We start from the raw sequence: 16,400 nt of genomic DNA on the forward strand, positions 1-16,400 counted from the left end.
GGTGGTTCCACTGTGCCGGAGCGGTGATTTCTTCCGTTCGTGCCCGGGGGCGGCGGCTGGACGCACCTGTTTCGACGGGACGGCAACCATTCCCGGCTCTGTGGCAACTGGTTGAGCGGCCCGTTCCTCGCGGGCGCCCCCCACATACGTACAGATTGGGCACACACGCATGACTGAGCAGCGCGGCCACGGCAAGGCGCGACACCGCAGAAGGAAGACGGCCCTGCTGGCAGGGGTCCCGCTGGCGCTGGCCGCCGCAGGGGCCATGGCCTACGGCACGGCTTTCGGGGTCTTCGGAGAGGACGCGCGGCCGAAGGCCGCGGCGGCCCCCGCGCCGGACTGGGCCGACGACACCGCTGACGGTTTCGCGTCGGTCCACGCGCTCGGGCAGAAGGGAACGTACGGCGGCAGGGGCGGCAGGACGGTCACCGTGCGCACCCTCGCCGATCTGGAGAAGTACGCGACCGCCCGGGAACCGTACGTCATCGTGGTGGCCGCCACGATCGCGATGAACCCCAAGGGCAAGGAGATCAAGGTCGCCTCCGACAAGACGATCGTCGGCGCGGGCGCCTCGGGGCAGATCGTGGGCGGTGGCTTCTTCCTCGGCCAGGGCGTGCACAACGTGATCATCAGGAACCTCACGATCCGGGATGCGTACCAAGGGATCTGGAACGACAAGGAACACGACTGGGACGCCATCCAGATGGACGGCGCGCACCACGTGTGGATCGACCACAACGACCTGCGCCGCATGGCCGACGGTCTGATCGACAGCCGCAAGGACACCACCTACGTGACGGTGTCCTGGAACAGGCTGAGCGACAACAACAAGACGTTCGGCATCGGCTGGACGGAGAACACGACCGCCAACCTGACGATCCACCACAACTGGTTCCGTGAGACCGAGCAGCGCAACCCGTCGACCGACAACGTCGCGCGCGCCCACCTCTACAACAACTACCTCCAGGACGACCCGGGTACCGGCATCACGTCGTCCTACGGCAACTACGCGCGCGGCAGGACGAGGATGGTCCTGGAGAACAGCTACTTCCAGGGCGTGAACAACCCCGTCATCAAGGACGGCACGGCCGGTCTGGTCCAGCGCGGCAACGTCTTCGCCCGCACCAGCGGCCGCAACGAGAGTGGCGGCGCCGCGTTCGATCCGAAGGCGTACTACACCTACCGCCTCGACCAAGCGTCCGACGTTCCCGCCCTCCTCAAGGCCGGCGCGGGTCCGCGGAGTTCGATCGGCACGACCGTGAGCGCCGGATCGGCGGCCACCGCCGCGCAGAGCACCCTGACCGTGGCCAAGGACGGCAGCGGCCGGTACACGAGCGTGCAGAAGGCCGTCGACGCCGTCCCGGCGGGCAACACCTCGCGCGTCGTGATCCGGATCGCGCCCGGCACGTACCGCGAGACGGTGAAGGTCCCGGCGAACAAGCCGCACATCACGTTCGAGGGCACGGGCCGCAGCCGCAAGGACACCGTCATCGTCGAAGGCCACGCCTCGGGGATGACCAAGCCGGACGGCTCGGGCACGTACGGCACCGGCGGCAGCGCGACCGTCGCCGTGGAGGCCGACGACTTCCAGGCCCGCAACCTCACCATCTCCAACGACTTCGACGAGGCGAGGCACCAGCACCTGAACGGCCATCAGGCGGTGGCGCTGCGCACCGCGGCCGACCGCATCCGCCTGGACGCCCTCATCATCAGCGGCGACCAGGACACCCTGCTCCTCGACACTGCGGGCAAGGACCGCACGGGCCGGGTGTACCTGACCAACTCCTACGTCATCGGCAACACCGACTTCGTCTTCGGCCGCGCCACCGCGGTCATCGACAAGTCCGTCCTCACCCTGAAGAAGCGCTGGAACGGCACCTCGGCCGGGTACGTCACCGCGCCCAGCACCCCCGCCGGCCGCAAGGGCTTCCTCATCACCCGCACCACCATCGACGGCGACGTGGCCGCCCGGAGCTTCTTCCTCGGCCGCCCCTGGCACGCCGGCGGCGACGCGAGCCTCGACCCGCAGACCACCATCCGCGACAGCGTCCTCGGCGCGGCCGTCAAGGCCGCTCCCTGGACGGACATGGGCGGCTTCTCCTGGAAGAACGACCGTTTCGCCGAGTACAACAACGAGGGCCCGGGCGCGGGCCCCGCCCACGGTGACCGCCCGCACCTGACGGACGCCCAGGCCGCCGCCCAGGAGACGGCGGACTGGTTCGGCGACTGGCAGCCCTCCGGCGCCTGATCCCACGGCGCTGTGCCGGATCTGCTGGGGCTTGGAGCGCCCGACCGGGACCGGAAGTGCCGTGAGGGAGCAGGCGATGCAGACCAAGCGGTTGCTCACTGCTACTCTTCCGGATCTCGTCCGGACATTCACATGTCGAACACATGACGCGCAGGCGCCCGGTCCCGGGGGCCCCGAAGTCGCTGCGAGGAGACATCACCCGTGGGCACAGTCGTCGACGACGCCGCCTCCGTGGAGTTCCATGCCTTCTTCGAGCGGCACTACGCCGAACTGGCCCGGCTCGCACACCTGTTGACCGGTGAAGCGGATACCGCCGACGACCTGGCGGCGGATGCGCTGCTCGCGCTGTGGCACCGCTGGGACCGGGTGCGGGCGAGCGAGCATCCGGTGGCGTACGCGCGGGGCGTGGTCGCCAATCTGGCCCGGACGCGGATCCGCACAGCGGTGCGCGAGCGGCGGCGTGTCGCGCTGTTCTGGGCGCAGCGCGAGGAGAGGACCGAGAATCCGGACGTGGCCGGGGTGGTCGACGTACAAGGGGCGCTGCGCAGGCTGCCGTTCCGGAAGCGGGCGTGTGTCGTACTGCGCCATGCGTTCGACCTGTCCGAGAAGGACACCGCGCTGGCCCTGGGCGTGTCGGTCGGTACGGTGAAGAGCCAGACGTCGAAGGGGATGGCCGAGCTGCAGCGGCTGCTCGGGGCGCAGGGTGCTCCGCGTAAGGTGCACACGGCGATGGCACGTACCGGGACTGCCGGAGGAAGGGACCGATGACCATGCGGCGGGACGTGCACGACGAGCTGCGCGCCCGGCTGCACGAGGCGGCCGGGGCGCACCGGCCCGACCGCGCGCGGATCCTGGCACGGCTCGAACGCGGCATGGCGCAGGTGGACCCGGCCCGCTCCCGAGCGGCCCGTCCGCCCCGGTTCGGCTGGGTGCGGGCGGCCGGCGTCACCGCGATGGTCGCGGGGATCCTCACCGCCGGCGGCTACGGCGTGGCCTCCGTGGTGAACGACGGGCCTCCGCAGCAGACGGTCGCGGTCCCGCCGACACCCGCCCCCACCTCCACGCCCGCCCCGTCGGCGGACGCGACGCGCCCGGTGCCCTCGCCGGTGGCCCCGACGCCCGTGGACCCGACGCCCGTGGAGCCCACGCCGAGCACCTCCCGCGAGCCCCGCGAGCCGAGCGCCTCCCCGTCACCTGGGCCCGGTGCCGGCGTACCCGGCGCGGGTGAGCAGGACGGGCCGCTGTGGTCGGACGGCTCCGTGGACCCGCACAGCAACGACTTCTGGGCGCAGAGCAACGTCACCCTCAAGACGCGCGAGGAACTGACCGCGTTGACCGTCGAGTTGCGCATCGCCCAGACCGGCGGCGTCGCCTCCACCGGTGCCTGGCGGTCGCTGCCCGAGGACGACTTCACCCTGACGATCGCGGAGAAGGACGGTTACCTCGTCCACACCTGGGTGCTCAAGCAGGGGCGTACGGTCCCGGCCGGCCAGTGGATGTTCGCCGGGCAGTACCACCACGCCCGCGGTGGCCGGGACGCCCGGGACGACCGCTACGCGGCCACCGCCCGGACACGGAGCGAACAGCTCGCCGTGTCGGGCGACTTCGCCCGGCACGAAAACTGATCACGGAACGCGGCAACCTTTTCCCCACCCGTGGCGACTGGACATCGCAAGATCTCCCCCACGCAAGGAATGGGCATGACTGCACGAGCTGAACAGCGCGTCCGCCACCGTCGCCGCGTCACCACGCGCCGGGCGGTGATCAGCGGAGCCGCCGCCCTCGGGCTGACCGGTGCGGCGATCGTCACCACGACGATGCTGTCCCCCGCCGGGGCCTCCGCGGCCTGGCCCTCGGACACCGGCAGCAAGCCGGTACCGAAGACCATCCCGGTGTCCGGTGAGTACGACGGCGGGATGAAGAAGTTCTACGGCACCGGCGCCCTGGGCGGCAGCGGCCAGGACGAGGGTCAGTCCCCCCTCTTCGAGCTGGCCGACGGCGCCGTCCTGAAGAACGTCATCATCGGCACGCCCGCCGCCGACGGCGTCCACTGCAAGGGCAGCTGCACGCTTCAGAACGTGTGGTGGCTGGACGTCGGCGAGGACGCCGCCACCTTCAAGGGCAAGTCGGCTTCGGCGACGTACAACGTCATCGGCGGCGGGGCGAAGAAGGCCGACGACAAGGTCCTCCAGTTCAACGGGGCCGGCAAGCTCACCGTGACCGGCTTCCAGGTCGAAGGCTTCGGCAAGCTGGTCCGCTCGTGCGGCAACTGCAAGACGCAGTACAAGCGCACGATCGTGCTGAGCGACATCGACGTGACCGCGCCGGGCAATTCGATCGTCGGTGTCAACCAGAACTACGGCGACACCGCGACGCTGTCGAAGATCCGGATCCACGGCGACGCCAAGAAGAAGATCAAGACCTGCGTGCGCTTCAAGGGCAACAACACCGGCAAGGAGCCCACCCAGCTGGGCAGCGGCCCCGACGGCACCACGTGCCGCTTCTCGGCATCGGACATCACGTACAACTGAGCCGTACGACCGAGCCGTACCGCCGACCGATGTACGTCGGCGTCGGCACGGGACGATGCTCGCCGGGACGAGGTGTACGGGCAGATCGGCGTGCTTGAGCTTCGGCAACCAGGCGTTTGCGCCAAAAGCAGCGGCAACCTGGGGCCGGGCGCGGCATGCACGGATCCACGAGCACGTCGTGCACGTCTCCGTGGACTTGCGTCGCGACCTACCGCAAGCACGTCACGGGGTGTGTGGCCGGCGACGAGTGATCACGCGGCAACGGGCGTGCCCGAGGCCAGATGGCCTCGGGCACGCCCGCCATGAGATGTTGCGTGGCCCTCGCTTACGCCATCTGCTTGGTCGTACCCCAGGTGTTGCCGCCTTGCGCGACGGTGACGCCGTTGTTGACCTGGCCGTCGCCCTTGCCCGTGTAGACGTGGAGGGTGCCGTCGTTCCACACGGCCATGAGGTCGGCGATGCCGTCGCCCGTGAAGTCGCCCGCGGTCACGTGCTTCATGGTCGACCAGGTAGTCCCGCCCAACTGCGGGACCTGGGAGTTCAGCTGACCGTCGCCCTTGCCGGAGTAGGAGTGCAGGCTGCCGTCGTTCCACACGGCCATGAGGTCGGCGATGCCGTCACCCGTGAAATCGCCCGCGGTCATCTGCTTGACGGTGGCCCAGGTGTTGCCGCCTTGCGCGACGGTTACGCCGTTGTTGAGCTGGCCGTCGCCCCTGCCCGTGTAGATGTGAAGGGTGCCGTCGTTCCACACGGCCATGAGGTCGGCGATGCCGTCGCCCGTGAAATCGCCCGCGGCGGCCTGCTTGATGGTGGCCCAGGTGTTGCCGCCTTGCGCGACGGTTACGCCGTTGTTGAGCTGGCCGTCGCCCTTGCCCGTGTAGATATGGAGGGTGCCGTCGTTCCACACAGCCATGAGGTCGGCGATGCCGTCGCCCGTGAAGTCGTCCTTGACCACGTGCTTGATGGTCGACCAGGTAGTCCCGCCCAACTGCGGGACCTGGGAGTTCAGCTGACCGTCGCCCTTGCCGGAGTAGGTGTGGAGGGTGCCGTCGTTCCAGACGGCCGCCAGGTCAGCGATCTTGTCGCCGGTCAGGTCACCCTGCGCGGCGAACGCCGTGTTCCTGATCCAGGGGCGTATGTCGTCCACGCGTGTGGCGGTGGCGCCGGTGCGGGTTTCGGTCGGCGGCGTGCCGAGGCATCCGCCTTGCCACGACCTGCTGGTGACGGCGAGCAGTTCCTGGGTGCCGCCCGTCTCGCGCAGGATGGGGCCGCCGGTGTCTCCCTGGCAGATGACGGCGTCGCCCGATGCCGTAAGACCGACGTTCGCGGAGCCGTCGCCGGCCGCGGTGAAGGACGCGGTGTGCAGCTTGTCGGGTACCCAGGTCGTCTTGGTGCGGCCGAATCCGGCTGCCCGTACGGTCTCGCCGACCACCGCGGGAGCAGCGGCCAGGGCGGCCGGTTTCACGTTGGTCACGCGGAGGTTCAGCTTCACCATGATCAGGTCCCGGTCGGGGTGCGGGACGAGTTCGACCGCGGTCCGGGTAGCCCCGACCGTGGTCTGGGTCAGGTCCGACCGGCCGACCGTGACGGTAGTGGAGGTCCGGGGATTGCCGGACGGAACGCTGCCCGTCGCGTCCGCGAAACAGCTCGCCGCGGAGAGGACCCAGCGGGGGTCCACGAGCGTTCCCGTGCACGCGCGATCGGATTTCCCGAGCACGAGCCTGGCGGTGTAGGTGTAGGCAGTTGCGTCAGCCGCGGTTCCTTGCAGCGCCTGCACAGGTGAAGCGGCCAGACTCCCGGCTACCGTTGCGACGACGGCAGCGCCGCCTATCCAGACTCTGCGCCTACGCGTGTGTGACATGAAGTTCTCCGATGTGACGAGTCAGGGCGCTCCGACCGTGTGTGACGGGCGCAGATGTGACGAGGATGGTTACTCGGAAATGGAGATTTCGACGAGGACGTGGTCGCGCCGCTCCGGGTCGGCTGCTTCTCCCACGCCCTTCCATTCGTTCGGAGCCACGGAGATGTTCTGCTCGCTGCCGTCGGCAGTCAGCTTCACGTCGGTCTGGTGAGAGGCGTCGCCCCTCATCCCGTAGACCGTGGGTATTTCCAAGCTGAGGTATCCGGTCTTCCCGGTGGCGCGGAAGCAGATCTTCCCCTTGGTCCGCGAATACACCTCCATCAGACCCGTGCCGGAAGCGCAGTCGGCAAGAGTGATGTGCCCGTCACCGCGCTTGAGGGTGAGGCCGAGTTCGGCCTGAATCCTGGCGGCATCCGGATAGCCGAAGTCTTCGATGGCAAAGGGCGGCAGGTCCCCGGCAACCCCGGCCGCGCCAGTGGCCGGGATCTCACTCGCGTGTGCCACGGTGACACCGACCGCGACGGCGACACACGCCATGGCCGCCGTACCGGTCGCGATCAGGCGCTGGGCAAGTTTCATACCATTGCTCCTTCGAATGCAGAGGACGTTGGATGTATCTCACTTATTCCGTGAGTCAGTCGGGGTGGCCTCGACAGCGGCGCTGCCGCTTTCTCTACCAGGTCACCCAGCCGATGATGGTGGTCGTCAGGTCTTCAGCGGTCCCTGCAACCTTGGCGCCGATTTCCTTTTCCATGCCAAACTTTCCGAAAATGCGTCCCCTGCCGAAAAATGCGCCACCAAGGACAAACAGACCGAGTGCGGTGTGGAATTCACTGCTGTCCCACCCGTACGCCTCTCCGTTGAAGTAGGCGCTAGCACCTTGAAGAGCCACGGATATGCCACCGAGCACGACAGCGGCCGTTCCAAGCATTGGTGAGAGCGGTGTCGGCAGCAGGGCCGCGAGCCCGCACGCGAGCGCGGCTGTGCCGACCAGCGTGCTCCAGTGCCCGGTGACAGACGCCCAGTTCTTGTCGCTGTTGACATCCTCAGGCCACAGTTCCCAGTCCACGTACCAGGGATTGTCCTGGTCGGCATTCTGGGAGGGATTGGTCCCGTTCTCCTCGTGCTGCTTCGCCTGCTCGGCAGCCGCTTTCGCCGCTGCAGCCGCCTCGGCCTTCCGCTTGACGGTCACGGTGTGGAGGGCTCCACTGGCGGCATCAGCCGCAGCCTTCGCGTCCTGACCGGCCTGAGTGGCAGAGGCCTGCGCCGAAGTGGCGGAGGCCTGCGCGTCCGACGCGAAGGAAACCGCCTGCTGCGCCGACGACATGGCCTGCCGCATCGAATAGTTCGCGGAACGGGCCGCGCCCTGGGCCACGAATGCCGCTTGCTTCGCACTTGCCGCCGACTGGGCCGCCGCGGCTGCCGACGCGTCAGCGGCATCCGCGTTCGTCTTCGCCTCCTGCGCCGACTTGGCAGCGTCCTCGGCGTAGCCCTGTGCCTTCGCCGCCCACGCTGACGCCTCCGTTGCCGCCTGGCGGGCCTCCGCTGCCGCCTTGGAAGCCAGTGCGGCATCCTGCAGGGCCTTCGCCGCGACCTTGGCGGCGTGAGCGATGGCCGCGCGGATCGCGGCGACGTGGGTGGCGTGATCCTGGTCCAGACGGGCGATGTTGAACTTGTCACGGAGGACGAAGTGCCGCCGCATGCGGGCGGGGCCCTCCAACACGATCTGCGCGGCCGACCTCATGTAAAGGCCACCGGAGGAGAGGAGGCTGAACACCTCGACGTGGTCGTCCTGCTTCACTGCCTCCACCAGTTCCACGGTGAGGAAGCGGTGCAGGGCGACGGCACTTCCATCGTTCAGCGCTGACTCGGCCTTGGCCTTGACGGCCTTGCCCGGATTCTGGTTCAGAATCTCGAACACTGTGATGCGGTTCTGCGTCGCCGCGGCTTCGATGACCCCGAGGGTGAGGAAGTTGCGGGCGGCGTTCGGGTCGTCACTCGCCAGTGCCTGGTGGGCAGCCTCGGCGACGGCCGCCGAGCCCGCCCTGGCAATGGTCAGAACGGTCTCCCGGTCATCCTGCTGCTCAGCGAGAAGACGGTCGGCGTCGATCCAGTTGGCGACGTCGTGGTCCGAGCCGGCAAGGGCGAACTCAGCGGCCTGCCGGGTCCACGTGCCCGTCGAGTCGAGGAGCCTGACAGCGGCCTTCCGGCCGGTGGCGACAGCCGTGGCCATGTCACCGCCCTGCAACGCCGTCGCGGCGGCCGCGATGAGGTCCTTGATGTCCGTGGCGGTCTTGTCCGCCTGCGTGCGCTCCCTGGTGGCCCGGTTGATTTCGTCGATCTCGGCCTGCGCGCTGAGGCGGGCCTCCGTGATCCCCAGTTCGGTGTCCTCGGCGATACGGGCGGTCTCCGCCGCCCGGGCCGCCTGCTCCACGGCCTGGGCCTCCTTGACCGCGTTGGCAGCCGTGTTCGCCGCCTGCATCGCGGCCTCCGCATAAGCGGTGGACCGCTTGGCGTACTCGATCGCCTTGCCTGCGTTCGCGGCGGCGTCGTCCGCCGCGACCGCAGCCTTCTCCGCGTGAGAGGCAGCGCTGTTGGCGGCGTCACGTGCCACACCGGCGGCAGTGGCGGCCCTGTTCGCCAAGGTCCGGGCGGTGTTCGCGGCCCGAGTGGCCCGTGCGGCGGAGGCGTCGGCCTCGGCCGCCGCTGCCTTCGCCTTGGCGGCCTGGGACTGGGCGATGCCGGCGGAGGCGGCGGCGTCGGCGGCGGCGTTGGCAGCAGCCGCGGCGTTCTGGGCCGCGCCCGCGGCAGCGGATCCGGCGGAGGACGCCTGCTGGGAGGCAACAGCAGCTTGGTCGGCGGCTGCGGCCGCGGTACGCGCGCGACCGGCCGCGTCGCGTGCACCTTGGGCGGCCTGGCGCGCGGCCGAGGCCTTGGTGGCGTCCTTCGAAGCAGCGATGGCGGCGTTGTAAGCCCGGGAGGCGGCATTGCCCGCGGAGGCGGCGGCGCCGGCAGCGGCCTGCGCGGCCTGCGCCGCGCGGCTTGAGGCGGCTTGAGCGGTACGGGATGCCGAGATCGCGGTGTTGGCGGCGCTGGCGGCACCCCGTGCGGCGCTCGCGGCGTCGTTCGCCGCCCTGGCCGACTTCTGTACGTCGTTCTGGGCGGCCCTCGCCTCATCCGCCGCCTTCAAAGCAGCGGCCTTCGCCTTCTCGGCGGCTTCCTTCGCCCGGTTGGAGGCGGCAACCGCCTGCTCCGTCTGCAGCTTCGCCCGATTGCCCTCCCGGATCACGATCTTGACCAGCTGGTCGATCGTCGCAGCTTCTTCGTCGCGGGCGCGTGCGATGTACTGGCCGGAAATGAGGAACTGGTGGATCGCCTGGGGCGATCCGTCGCTCAGGGCGCGCTCCGCGTACTTCTTGACCTCGGGGGAGGCGGTGGTGAGGATCGTGAAGACCTCGGCCCTTTCGTCCTCCTGCTGCGCGGTGTGCTGTGTTTCCGCCAGGAATTTCCTCAGAGCCACCTGGGTGCCCGACTCCAGGGCCTTGGTCGCCTCCCGCTTGACAGCGGGGCCGCTGTTGTTCATGACGGTGAGCACCGCTGCCCGCAGATCTGTCTCGAGAGACTGCGTGTAGCCGTCGCGCAGATAGGAGGCGATCGCCGCATCCCCAGCGGACAACGCCACGTTCGCCGAATCTCGGACCGACTTGTCCGCGTAGGGGAGGACGGTCAGGATGCCGAAGCGGTCGTCGTCCGCCTTCGCGACGGGCAGCTCGCTCGCGAGGAAGGCGGAGACAGCGGCAGGAGAACCGGCGAGGGCGGCGGCAGCGGCCTCGCGGACCGCCCGGCCGCCCGTCTTGTACGCCCACACGGCCTTGCCTCGATCGGTGTCGGGCAGACCGCTACCGGTGCCGCTGGCGCTGTTCTCAGCGGCACGGGCGGGGCTGGCGGTCAGGGTGAGGATGGACGGCAGGGCGGGGACAGCAGTTGCCCCGGCCAAGCTGGTGAGTATCCGGCGTCTGCTCCAAAACGACGGCGACGACGACACGTGTGATTCCCCCTAGGGATACGACAATGCAGGCCGACGGGCCTGTAGTCGGGACAATGAGTAATGGGCCGTTGACCGAGCTGCACGCTGCTCAGAAGGCTCACGTTTGGCCGAACGCCACCGTTAGGTGGTACTCGGGTGGCGTTTGTGGTCCTGGTTGCGCCACTGGTACAGGGACGATCGCCACCGCAGCCACCGGACCGCCTTGCTTCGTCCAGCAATTCCAACTCTGGCTAGACACGGACTCGTAGACGACTTCGGTGTCCGGGCACGGCCACGTCGACCGCGTCGATGGGTGGGTGCACCCGCGCCCATCGGTACGCGTACGCGTTGCCAGGAGCGTCGCAGTGGCCTCCAAGTGCTCGGACGGCGGCTCGTCGAGACGCTTCTGCCAGTGGTCGGTGGAGAGCGCCATATCGCTTCCGTTCGTTCGAATGCTCAGGTCCACCGAGGTATGGCGGTGCCTGGGGCACGCGGGGTCGCCGGGGGAGCCTCGGGAAGGTGCCCGGCCCTCGGTCCGTAAGCCGTGGTTGAGATCAACGTAGGCACTGCCCGCGGAAGGCAGAAGTGCCTCTGGGTGCCACGTTGAGGACCGGACGCGCCACCCGGGAGCCCGCCGCGTCGAAGCGCGCCCGTTGTGCCTCGCCACGAAGGACCACCCGCCCAACAGGGATGCTTCGAAAGCCAGTTCGCAACATCTGTTAGCCTGTGCCTTCCTATGCAGTCTTCCGGTATCGACGGCACGGTCTCGGCCCACCTCGCGCGTTCCCTCGTCGGCGCGGTGACCGGTGCAAACACGGGCAAGCTCGCACGCCTGCCCGACCTCGCCGCCGACGTACTGGGCAACGACCTGGCAAGAATCTCGACCCCGTCACTCGTGACGGTGTGGGAGAACCTGGTTCTGATGGAACCCCGCACGCTCATCGGTGCTCTGGTCGTCGAGGACGCCCCGATCGGCACCTTCGGCGTTTGGGACTACCTGATCACCACGGGGCCCACCCTGCGCGAGTCCCTCACGCAGGCCGTGGATCTCATAGCCGCCATCGGCGATCCGGCCGCCGAGAAACTGATCGTGGAGGAGGACGGACGTCACTTCACCGTCCGCCATGTCACAGGCAGTTGGGGGCCGGACGTGGTGCAGGCGGTCGACCTCTTCGCCCTCTCGCTCTTCCTGACCCGAGCCCGGGCCGCGACCGGCCGCCATATCGTCCCGTCCCACGTCACCATCACCCATCGCCCACCACCGCGAGCCCGGCAACTGGCCCGATTCTTCGGCACCGACCGGATTCACTTCGATGCGCCGTACAACTCGATCGCCTTCGGCGAGGACGATGTACGCGCGCCGCTGCCCAAGGCCCAACCGGGCATGGACCGGCTCTTGGCGCACCACGCGGAACTGGTACTGGCGGCATCCCGGCCCGTACTGCGGTGGCACGACCGTTTCCGGACGGTTCTGACCGCGGCCTTCCAGGAGGACACCGTAAGCCTGGAGAACGTGGCCCGTCGTCTGGCGATGAGTCCCCGCACGCTCCAGCGACGGCTGGCCGAGAACGGCACGACCTGGCGTGCGCAAGTCGAGTCCGTACGGCACGAGCACGCCTTGGAACTGCTACGCACCACCGACCTGCCCCTGCGGTCGATCGCGGGCCGGGTCGGATACAGCGATGTCCGAGTATTGCGGCGTGCGGTGCGCCGCTGGGAGGGGCAGGCCCCGCGCGAAGTCCGCAGGGCTGGGGATCGGGCACCGTCCGCCACCCAGAACAGCGCTTCGGGCCCACACGCGTGCGGGTGCAACACCACTCCACCCGGGTGCCCCCTCGTGGAATGACCGGACGGTTACGGATCGGGGAGCGGGGACCCGCCCGCTCGCTGACCACCCGGCATGACCTGCACGATATGCCAAGTGACGCCCCGTCAGAACGAGCGTCGTATGAGCGTCACGAGGTCATTTCAACGTCAAGATATCGCCCGTAACGCCCACACCGCACATCATGCGCACGGGCAGACCCGCAGGTCAGGCGTCCTTCTTCACCGGCTCCAGAATCGCCACGCACTCCACGTGGTGCGTCATCGGAAACAGGTCGAACGCCCGCAGCGTCCGCACCTTGTACCCCGCCTCGCGGAAGTACGCGAGGTCACGGGCCAGGGCCGCCGGGTCGCAGGCGACGTAGGCGATCTTCCGTGCGCCAAGTCCCGCCAGGTGCTTGACCGTCTGCTTGCCGGCGCCCGCGCGGGGCGGGTCCAGGACGATGAGGTCGACCTGGGTGATGCCCGTGCGCGGCAGGGCCTGCTCGACCTTGCCCTGCTCGATGCGCACCCGGTCGAAGTGCTGGAGGTTGTGGCGGGCGTCCTCCACCGCGCGCTTGCCCGACTCGATGCCGAGGACCGCGCCCTTGTCGCCGACGCGGTCGGCCAGCGCGCCCGCGAAGAGGCCCGCGCCGCAGTAGAGGTCCAGGGCGGTGTCGCCCTTGCGGGGCAGCAGGCCCTGCATCACGGCGCGCACCAGGGTGTCGGCGGCCTTCGGGTGGACCTGCCAGAAGCCGCCGTTGCCGACGCGGTACGTGCGGTCGTCGGCGCGCTCGCGGACGAAGGGGCGGCCGTGGACGCGGTGCACTCCCCCGTCCTCGGCGACCCGCAGCACCGACACCGGCTTGTCGAGCTCGACGAGCGGGAGGCGGGCGCCGGGGCGCGGGGTGAGCACGACCTGGCGGTCCTGCGAGCCGGTCGCGGCGATCGCGTCGACCGCCTCCATGCCGGACCAGTCGCGCTTCTCGATGCCGAGCTCGCTGACGCCGGGCGCCGCGATCAGGCAGCGGTCGATCGGCTGGACCTCGTGCGAGCGGTGCTTGCGCAGGCCCGCGTGGCCGTCGGCGTCGATGGCGTACTGCACGCGCGTCCGCCACGCCGGCACCTCGCCGGCCGGGACCTTGTCGCCCTCGGCGGGCATGACGGTGCCGTCCCAGCCCGCCTCCTCGGGGGTCAGGCCGGCGAGCCGCTCGAGCTGCTCGGCGACGACCTCGCCCTTCAGGCGGCGCTGGGCGCCGGGCTTGGCGTGCTGCCAGTCGCAGCCGCCGCACTTGCCGGGCCCGGCGTACGGGCAGGGTGCCTCGACCCGGTCCTTCGACGCCTCCAGGACGCGGACGGCGTCGGCGCGCAGGAAGCGGGAGTCCGCGCCGCCCTCGGTGACGCGGGCGACGACCTTCTCGCCGGGCAGCGCGTGCCGGACGAAGAGCACGCGGCCCTCGTCGGTGCGGGCGACGCAGTGACCGCCGTGTGCCACGGGGCCGACCTCGACCTCGTACTCCTCACCGACGAGTGACGAGTCAGGTGCGTTCTGCATGGCGGGGTGGCTCCAGAAGTAGACAGGGCTGCCGGGGCGGCAGCCCACCAGTCTACGTGGCCGGGGCTCATCCCTTCGCCGTCGGTTCCTTCGCCGTCTGTTCCTTCGGGCGCTCGTCGAACATGCCGCGGCGCACCGAGCCCGGCGCGTTCCACTCCTGGCGCTTCTTGGCCCGCTTCTTCGCGAGCTCCGAGGAGCGCAGCTGGTATGGCACCGAGGTCACCATCACGCCCGGGGTGAACAGCAGCCGGCCCTTGAGGCGCAGGGCGCTCTGGTTGTGCAGCAGGTGCTCGTACCAGTGGCCGACCACGTACTCCGGGATGATCACGCTGACCGCGTCGCGCGGGCTCTCGCGCCGCAGCGACTTGACGTAGTCGATGACGGGGCGGGTGATCTCGCGGTAGGGGGAGTCGAGGATCTTCAGCGGGACGTTGATCCCGCGCCGCTCCCACTCCGCCTTGAGCGCCTTGGTCTCCGCCGGGTCGACGTTGATGCTGAGCGCCTCCAGCTTGTCGGAGCGCATCAGCTGCGCGTACGCGAGGGCGCGCAGCGTGGGCCGGTGGACCTTGGAGACCAGGACCAGGGAGTGGACCCGGGACGGGCGGACGGTGTCGTCCGTGGGGCCCTCGGGGGCGGCGATCTCCTCCGAGACCCGGTCGTAGTGCTTACGGATCGCGGTCATCGTCCCGTAGAAGATCACCATACCCAGCAGGGCCACCCAGGCGCCGTGCGTGAACTTCGTCGCGAGGACGACGACCAGGACCAGGCCGGTGAAGAAGGCGCCGAAGGTGTTGATCGCGCGGGAGCGGATCATGCGGCGGCGGGCGGCGGGGTCCGTCTCGGTCCGCAGGTGGCGGTTCCAGTGCCGGACCATGCCGGTCTGGCTGAGGGTGAAGGAGACGAAGACGCCGACGATGTAGAGCTGGATGAGCTTGGTGGAGTCCGCCCCGTACAGCCAGACGAGGAGGATCGCGGCGCCCGCGAGGAGCACGATGCCGTTGGAGAACGCGAGCCGGTCGCCGCGCGTGTGCAGCTGGCGCGGCAGGTAGCGGTCCTGGGCGAGGATCGAGCCGAGGAGCGGGAAGCCGTTGTACGCGGTGTTCGCGGCGAGGAACAGCACGAGCGCGGTGGCCGCGGCGAGCAGCACGAAGAAGAAGGTGCCGTCGCCGAAGACGGCCGCCGCGACCTGCGAGATCACCGGGTTCTGTACGTACTCGGGGCCGACCGGCACGCCGTCGCGCAGCAGGTCGTGGGCGGGCTGCTCGGCCATCTTCACGTCGGTGGCCATGGCGAGGCCGATGATGCCGCAGAACATGGTGACGGCCAGGCCGCCCATGAGGGCGAGGGTGGTGGCGGCGTTCCTGCTCTTCGGCTTGCGGAAGGCGGGCACGCCGTTGCTGATCGCCTCGACGCCGGTCAGCGCGGCACAGCCGGAGGAGAAGGCGCGCAGCAGGAGGAAGACGAGGGCGAAGCCGGCGAGCCCCTGGTGCTCGGGCTTGATCTCGAAGTCGGCGGTCGGGGCCTTCATGGTCTCGTCGCCGAGGACGATGCCCTTGTAGGCGCCCCACGCGATCATGATGAAGACGCCGGCGACGAAGACGTACGTCGGGATGGCGAAGAGCTTGCCCGACTCCTTCACCCCACGCAGGTTCATGATCGTGAGGAGGAGGATTATCGCGATGGCCGAGAAGACCTTGTGCTCGACGACGAACGGGATGGCCGAGCCGAGGTTCTCCACGCCGGAGGAGATCGAGACGGCGACGGTCAGGACGTAGTCGACGAGGAGCGCGCTGGCGACGGTGAGTCCGGCCTTGGGGCCGAGGTTGGTGTTGGCGACCTCGTAGTCGCCGCCGCCGCTCGGGTAGGCGTGGACGTTCTGCCGGTACGACGCGACGACCGTGAACATCAGGACCACGACGGCCACGGCGATCCACGGGCTGAAGTGGTACGCCGACACGCCCGCGATGGAGAGGACCAGGAGGACCTCGCCTGGCGCGTACGCCACCGAGGAGAGCGGGTCGGAGGCGAAGACGGGGAGCGCGATGCGCTTGGGGAGAAGGGTTTCTCCCAGCCTGTCGCTGCGCAGAGCCCGGCCGATCAGGATCCGTTTGGGCACGTCGGTCAGTTTGGACACGCAGAGGATCGTAAGCGTTCGAAAAGGGACGCGCCCACCCGCCACCTCTTACCACCACGGAATCTCTGCCGGACGTCTCCACCGGAGCACGTACGCCTGCGCCGATGCGGGTACGAACGGCGTGGCGGCATAAGCTCGTCATCGGGCAACACCGCACCGCAGGCTGAGAGAGAGAAGTGAGCAGGGTGTTTACGCAGGTCGGCTTCGTCGGCAGAGTCACCAGGAGTGCGGGGTAACCAGG

At 69.3% G+C, this 16,400-nt stretch carries 10 protein-coding genes; 5 read left to right on the forward strand and 5 right to left on the reverse strand.

Going from position 1 to position 16,400, the window contains the following annotated elements:
* Positions 1-169 precede the first annotated feature (169 nt).
* From ACIRNI_RS26140 to ACIRNI_RS26155, 4 genes are all read left to right on the forward strand, one after another.
* Positions 170-2,248 carry a pectinesterase family protein gene (locus ACIRNI_RS26140; protein WP_403554869.1) on the forward strand — a complete coding sequence of 693 codons (2,079 nt, stop codon included), beginning with the start codon at positions 170-172 and terminating at the stop codon, positions 2,246-2,248.
* Between the two features lie 201 nt (positions 2,249-2,449).
* A complete protein-coding gene (locus tag ACIRNI_RS26145; RefSeq protein WP_403554871.1) occupies positions 2,450-3,016 on the forward strand; it encodes a SigE family RNA polymerase sigma factor in 567 nt (188 codons plus the stop codon).
* Positions 3,013-3,873 (forward strand): hypothetical protein, encoded by an 861-nt coding sequence (locus tag ACIRNI_RS26150; protein ID WP_403554873.1) that lies wholly within the window; start codon positions 3,013-3,015, stop codon positions 3,871-3,873. Before ACIRNI_RS26145 ends, ACIRNI_RS26150 begins: the two co-directional genes overlap by 4 nt.
* A 75-nt stretch (positions 3,874-3,948) precedes the next feature.
* On the forward strand, positions 3,949-4,779 hold the full coding sequence (locus ACIRNI_RS26155) for a pectate lyase (protein WP_403554875.1): 831 nt from the start codon (positions 3,949-3,951) through the stop codon (positions 4,777-4,779).
* 325 nt (positions 4,780-5,104) lie between these two features.
* Here ACIRNI_RS26155 and ACIRNI_RS26160 read toward each other — a convergent pair whose 3' ends face one another.
* The 3 genes from ACIRNI_RS26160 to ACIRNI_RS26170 all read right to left on the reverse strand — a co-directional run bounded on the left by ACIRNI_RS26160 (position 5,105) and on the right by ACIRNI_RS26170 (position 10,637).
* Positions 5,105-6,640, reverse strand: coding sequence for an FG-GAP-like repeat-containing protein (locus ACIRNI_RS26160; protein ID WP_403554877.1), 1,536 nt, complete (start codon positions 6,638-6,640; stop codon positions 5,105-5,107).
* Positions 6,641-6,709: 69 nt separating this feature from the next.
* Entirely contained in the window at positions 6,710-7,219 is a 510-nt protein-coding gene (locus tag ACIRNI_RS26165) for a hypothetical protein (RefSeq protein ID WP_403554879.1), read from the reverse strand.
* A 94-nt stretch (positions 7,220-7,313) separates the two neighbouring features.
* Positions 7,314-10,637, reverse strand: coding sequence for an ALF repeat-containing protein (locus tag ACIRNI_RS26170; protein WP_403554881.1), 3,324 nt, complete (start codon positions 10,635-10,637; stop codon positions 7,314-7,316).
* Between the two features lie 766 nt (positions 10,638-11,403).
* Between ACIRNI_RS26170 and ACIRNI_RS26175 the strand changes: the two genes are divergently transcribed.
* On the forward strand, positions 11,404-12,513 hold the full coding sequence (locus ACIRNI_RS26175) for an AraC family transcriptional regulator ligand-binding domain-containing protein (RefSeq protein ID WP_403554883.1): 1,110 nt from the start codon (positions 11,404-11,406) through the stop codon (positions 12,511-12,513).
* 186 nt (positions 12,514-12,699) lie between these two features.
* Here ACIRNI_RS26175 and ACIRNI_RS26180 read toward each other — a convergent pair whose 3' ends face one another.
* Together ACIRNI_RS26180 and ACIRNI_RS26185 are read right to left on the reverse strand one after the other, a co-directional pair.
* A complete protein-coding gene (locus ACIRNI_RS26180; RefSeq protein WP_403554885.1) occupies positions 12,700-14,025 on the reverse strand; it encodes a class I SAM-dependent RNA methyltransferase in 1,326 nt (441 codons plus the stop codon).
* 67 nt (positions 14,026-14,092) lie between these two features.
* On the reverse strand, positions 14,093-16,159 hold the full coding sequence (locus tag ACIRNI_RS26185) for an APC family permease (RefSeq protein WP_403554887.1): 2,067 nt from the start codon (positions 16,157-16,159) through the stop codon (positions 14,093-14,095).
* Positions 16,160-16,400: the final 241 nt, after the last annotated feature.

The sequence above is a fragment of the Streptomyces sp. NPDC093546 genome (assembly GCF_044765045.1).
Lineage (GTDB): Bacteria > Actinomycetota > Actinomycetes > Streptomycetales > Streptomycetaceae > Streptomyces.

Excerpts from the sequence above, each read along its gene's own strand:
- ACIRNI_RS26175 (WP_403554883.1), top strand. The coding sequence starts at position 11,404 with ATGCAGTCTTCCGGTATCGACGGCACGGTCTCGGCCCACCTCGCGCGT.
- ACIRNI_RS26155 (WP_403554875.1), top strand. The coding sequence starts at position 3,949 with ATGACTGCACGAGCTGAACAGCGCGTCCGCCACCGTCGCCGCGTCACC.
- ACIRNI_RS26165 (WP_403554879.1), bottom strand. The coding sequence starts at position 7,219 with ATGAAACTTGCCCAGCGCCTGATCGCGACCGGTACGGCGGCCATGGCG.
- ACIRNI_RS26150 (WP_403554873.1), top strand. The coding sequence starts at position 3,013 with ATGACCATGCGGCGGGACGTGCACGACGAGCTGCGCGCCCGGCTGCAC.
- ACIRNI_RS26140 (WP_403554869.1), top strand. The coding sequence starts at position 170 with ATGACTGAGCAGCGCGGCCACGGCAAGGCGCGACACCGCAGAAGGAAG.
- ACIRNI_RS26160 (WP_403554877.1), bottom strand. The coding sequence starts at position 6,640 with ATGTCACACACGCGTAGGCGCAGAGTCTGGATAGGCGGCGCTGCCGTC.
- ACIRNI_RS26180 (WP_403554885.1), bottom strand. The coding sequence starts at position 14,025 with ATGCAGAACGCACCTGACTCGTCACTCGTCGGTGAGGAGTACGAGGTC.